3 protein-coding genes and 2 pseudogenes are annotated in these 4,295 nt (G+C 68.6%); 1 reads left to right on the top strand and 4 read right to left on the bottom strand.

Annotated elements, in window-relative coordinates; genetic code table 11:
• Both G6026_RS04530 and G6026_RS04525 read right to left on the bottom strand, forming a co-directional pair.
• Nucleotides 1-564, bottom strand: a pseudogene (locus G6026_RS04530) (M3 family peptidase); the annotation flags it as partial.
• Nucleotides 565-598: 34 nt separating this feature from the next.
• A complete protein-coding gene (locus tag G6026_RS04525) occupies nucleotides 599-1,420 on the bottom strand; it encodes a TSUP family transporter (RefSeq protein WP_182612371.1) in 822 nt (273 codons plus the stop codon).
• A gap of 26 nt (nucleotides 1,421-1,446) precedes the next feature.
• On the opposite strand from G6026_RS04525, the gene G6026_RS04520 reads away from it, so the two are divergent.
• Nucleotides 1,447-1,959, top strand: coding sequence for a CGNR zinc finger domain-containing protein (locus tag G6026_RS04520; protein ID WP_107756107.1), 513 nt, complete (start codon nucleotides 1,447-1,449; stop codon nucleotides 1,957-1,959).
• A gap of 69 nt (nucleotides 1,960-2,028) precedes the next feature.
• On the opposite strand, the gene lepA is transcribed toward G6026_RS04520, so the two are convergent.
• Together lepA and G6026_RS04510 are read right to left on the bottom strand one after the other, a co-directional pair.
• Complete coding sequence (gene lepA, locus G6026_RS04515; RefSeq protein ID WP_107756106.1) at nucleotides 2,029-3,888, bottom strand: translation elongation factor 4; 1,860 nt, start codon at nucleotides 3,886-3,888, stop codon at nucleotides 2,029-2,031.
• Nucleotides 3,889-3,945: 57 nt separating this feature from the next.
• Nucleotides 3,946-4,295: pseudogene (locus tag G6026_RS04510) on the bottom strand (EthD domain-containing protein); the annotation flags it as partial.

The following is a 4,295-nucleotide window of genomic DNA, read 5'->3' as shown; positions in this document are numbered from 1 at the left end:
GGTCGAGGCGAGCAGGTTCTCCCCGAACGCCGTGGTGAGTTCCGCGAGCCGGGTGTCGATCGCGGTCAGTCGGGCGCGGCCCGCCTCGTCGAGCCCCGCACCGGCCCGCAGGAGGTCACGGTGGTGCCGCCGGATCAGCCGGCCGGTCTCGTCGTCGACCTCCAGTTCCCCCGCCTCCGACGCCGAGTGGATCGCGTCGACCCGCGCGAGGAGGCCCGGGTCGGTCATGACGGCCGACCAGTGCGCGGCCAACAGCGGAGAGACGACCCTGTCGACGTCGAGGCGGGCGGGTGTCGCATCAGGGCCGAGGAGTCCGTAGAACACCGACAGGACCCGCTGGAGCGCCTGACCCGACCGCTCGAGTGCGATGACCGTGTTCTCCACGCTCGGGGGGTCCGGGTTGGCCACGATCGCCGCGATCTCGGCGGCGTGGTCGTCGATCGCCGTCCGGATGGCCGGCTCAAGTTCCGCCTCGTCGACGGCCGCGAAGTCCGGGAGGCCGTACGGCAGCGGGGACTCGTCGAGGAGCGGGTGGCGGCCGGGCTCGGGATTCGGGAGGCTCATGGGCGCGAGTCTACGTCGGCTCCCCGGGGGCGCCTCATGTCCACAGGGCCACCGTGTCCCACGCCAGCTTGACCGCCAGGATGCCGATGACCACCAGGAACACCACCCGGATGAACTCGTTGCCGTGACGCATCGCCATCCTGGCACCGATGAACCCGCCGGTGAGGTTGGCCACCGCCATGCAGCCACCGATGACCCACAACACCTCGCCGTGGACACCGAAGACCAGGATCGAGGCGATGTTGGTGGTGAGGTTGGCGAGTTTTGCCGCCACCGTCCCCTGCAGGAACCCGAAACCCAGGAACGCGACGATCGCGATCACGAAGAACGAGCCGGTCCCCGGCCCCAGGACCCCGTCATAGAACCCGATCACCAGCCCGATCAGCGCGGAACGCCAGATGCGCGCCCACCCGGTGTACCGGTTCTCGTGGGTACGACCCATGGTGGGCCGGAACCACGTGTAGGCACCCACCACGATCACGGCCGCCAGCACCACGGGGGTGAGCAGGTCCCTCGGGATGAACCGGGCGACCGAGGACCCCGCGGCCGAGCCGGCGAACGCGGCGACCACCAGTGGGAGGACCATCCCGATCGGCACACGGATCCGACGCAGATAGGTGGCGGAGGCGACCAGTGTCCCGGCGACCGAGGAGAGCTTGTTGGTGCCGAGGATCTCCGGGGTCGAGGCGTCCGCGGGGAGGCCGACGACCAACGCCGGGAGCTGGATGAGCCCTCCCCCGCCGACGACCGAGTCGACCCAACCGGCGACGAAGGCGGCCAGCACCAGCGCGGCCAGGACCCACGTGGAGACCCCCGCGGCCGGGGACGCGGCCAGACCCGCGAATGACTGAGGCATACGGGGTACTGTGCTGTAATTGGTCTGTGTACATCAACCCTTACGGGGCGGATCCGGTGACCCTCGCCGCCGACCTGGCGAACCGCCGCCCCCGCACCACCCGCGAACTGGTGGACCGCTGCCGCGAATCGGGGGTGACCATCGACCGCGGAGCCTCCGACACGGACCTCACGGAGACGCTGGCGTTTCTCGACGACTGGCTCGTCGTCGTCGACACCACCGAGCCCCGCGGTCGGGCCGACGCTCTCAACGCCCTGCTCGCCGACCACTCCGCACCGCCGAGGCTCACCGACCACGACGGCCACTGGCACGTCCACTACCGGGCGGATGACGTCTCGTTCGCCCGACTCCTCACCGCGATGTTCTCGGTGGGCACCGCACTGCACCTGACCTCGCGCGGCATCGACAGACTGGCCAGGTGTGCGGCCGAGGACTGCGAGGACGTCTTCGCCGACACCACCCGCAACGGCCGCAAACAGTACTGCTCGACACGCTGCACCAACCGGTCCGCCGTACGGCGCCACCGAGCGCGACACTGAGTGGACAGGGGCCGGGGCGGATGCGGGTCGGGGCAGACCAGGGTCGGAGCGGACGTGGGTCGGGCGGCCCTACTTCTTGTCGGAGCTCGACTCCGCGGACAGGGCCGCCACGAAGGCCTCCTGGGGCACGTCCACGCGTCCGATCGACTTCATGCGCTTCTTGCCCTCCTTCTGTTTCTCCAGGAGCTTGCGCTTGCGGCTGATGTCGCCGCCGTAGCACTTGGACAGCACGTCCTTGCGGATCGCGCGGATGTTCTCGCGGGCGATGATCTTGGACCCGATCGCGGCCTGGACCGGGACCTCGTACTGCTGCCGCGGGATGAGCTCCTTGAGCTTGACGGTCATCTTGTTGCCGTAGGCCTGCGCGTAGTCACGGTGCACGATCGCGGAGAACGCGTCCACGGCCTCGCCCTGCAGCAGGATGTCGACCTTGACCAGATCCGCGACCTGCTCCCCGGCCTCCTCGTAGTCCATCGACGCGTACCCCTTGGTACGAGACTTGAGGGAGTCGAAGAAGTCGAAGATGATCTCGCCCATCGGCATGACGTAGCGCAACTCGACCCGGGTCTCGGACAGGTAGTCCATGCCCTTCATCTCGCCACGCTTGGACTGGCACAGCTCCATGGTGGTCCCCACGAACTCGCTCGGCACGATGATCGTGCACTTGACGATCGGCTCGTAGACCTCGCGGTTCTTGCCCTCCGGCCAGTACGACGGGTTGGTGACCTGGTGCTCGCTGCCGTCCTCGGCGACGACCCGGTAGACCACGTTCGGTGCGGTGGAGATGAGATCGAGGTTGAACTCGCGCTCCAACCGGTCCCGGGTGATCTCCATGTGCAGCAGACCGAGGAACCCGCAGCGGAAGCCGAAACCCAACGCCACCGACGTCTCCGGCTCGTAGTCCAGCGAGGCGTCGTTGAGTCGCAGCTTGTCCAACGCGTCGCGCAGGACCGGGTAGTCGGACCCGTCGATCGGGTAGAGACCCGAGAAGACCATGGGGTTGGGTTCGGCGTATCCCGCCAGTGGCTCCTCCGCGCCGCCCCGGGCACTGGTCACCGTGTCACCGACCTTGGACTGACGCACGTCCTTGACGCCGGTGATGAGGTAGCCGACCTCTCCCGGCCCGAGGCCCGTGGAGGCCTTGGGCTCGGGCGAGATGATCCCCACCTCGAGGGCCTCGTACGTGGTGCCGGTCGACATCATCCGGACCTTCTCGCGGGGTCGGAGCGATCCGTCGACCACGCGCACGTAGGTGACGACGCCCCGGTAGGTGTCGTAGACCGAGTCGAAGATCATGGCGCGGGCGGGGGCGTCGGGGTCGCCCTCGGGCGCCGGGATCACGTCACACACCCTGTCCAGCAGTTCCTCGACCCCCGCGCCCGTCTTGCCGGAGACACGGAGGACGTCGTCCGGCTCGCACCCGACGATGTGGGAGATCTCCTCGGCGAACCGCTCGGGGTCCGCCGCCGGGAGGTCGATCTTGTTGAGGACCGGGATGATCTCGAGGTCGTTCTCCATCGCCAGGTACAGGTTGGCCAGCGTCTGCGCCTCGATCCCCTGCGCGGCGTCCACCAGCAGGATCGCCCCCTCGCACGCCTCGAGAGCGCGGGAGACCTCGTAGGTGAAGTCCACGTGGCCCGGGGTGTCGATCATGTGCAGCACGATCTCCTCGCCCGCGTGGTCACCGGAACGCGGCACCCACGGCAGGCGGACGTTCTGCGCCTTGATGGTGATGCCGCGTTCGCGTTCGATGTCCATGCGGTCGAGGTACTGGGCCCGCATGAGCCGCTCCTCGACGACACCGGTGATCTGCAGCATGCGGTCGGCCAGCGTCGACTTGCCGTGGTCGATGTGCGCGATGATGCAGAAGTTCCTGATCCTGGCGGGATCGGTGAACGTCGTCTCTGCGAAGTTGGGAATCTCGATCACTCCTCGGGCGGGCCCGGGCGTGGCGGGGTGCGGTCCGACCGGGCGATCACCCCATTGTCACACGCGCGGACTCCGGACACCCATCACGTACCGCCCCGTGGGGATCGCGTCGACCGCTCCGTCGTCGAGGAAACGGGCCGTCGAGGCGGTCATGGCCTGGATGTGGGCGCTCATCCGCTCGTCACTGCCCTGCGAATCGAAGAACACCCCGAGGTCACGGGCCGCCTCGATCGGGAAGACCTCCTCGACGATCCCGGCGATCTCCGGCGCCCCCTCGGTCAGTGCGCGGACCACCACGTGCTGGGTGTAGCCGGTGGTGGACTGCGTCTCGATCGCCACCGGAGTGTGTTCCTCGAGCCAGATGCGCAGCCACTCGTCGCGGTGCAGACGCTCCGGCCGCCGCAGGA

Source organism: Dietzia sp. DQ11-38-2 (assembly GCF_014145055.1).
Taxonomy (GTDB): domain Bacteria; phylum Actinomycetota; class Actinomycetes; order Mycobacteriales; family Mycobacteriaceae; genus Dietzia.
Note: the sequence above shows the minus strand (reverse complement) of the source record. Positions and strands in the feature narration are given on the sequence as shown.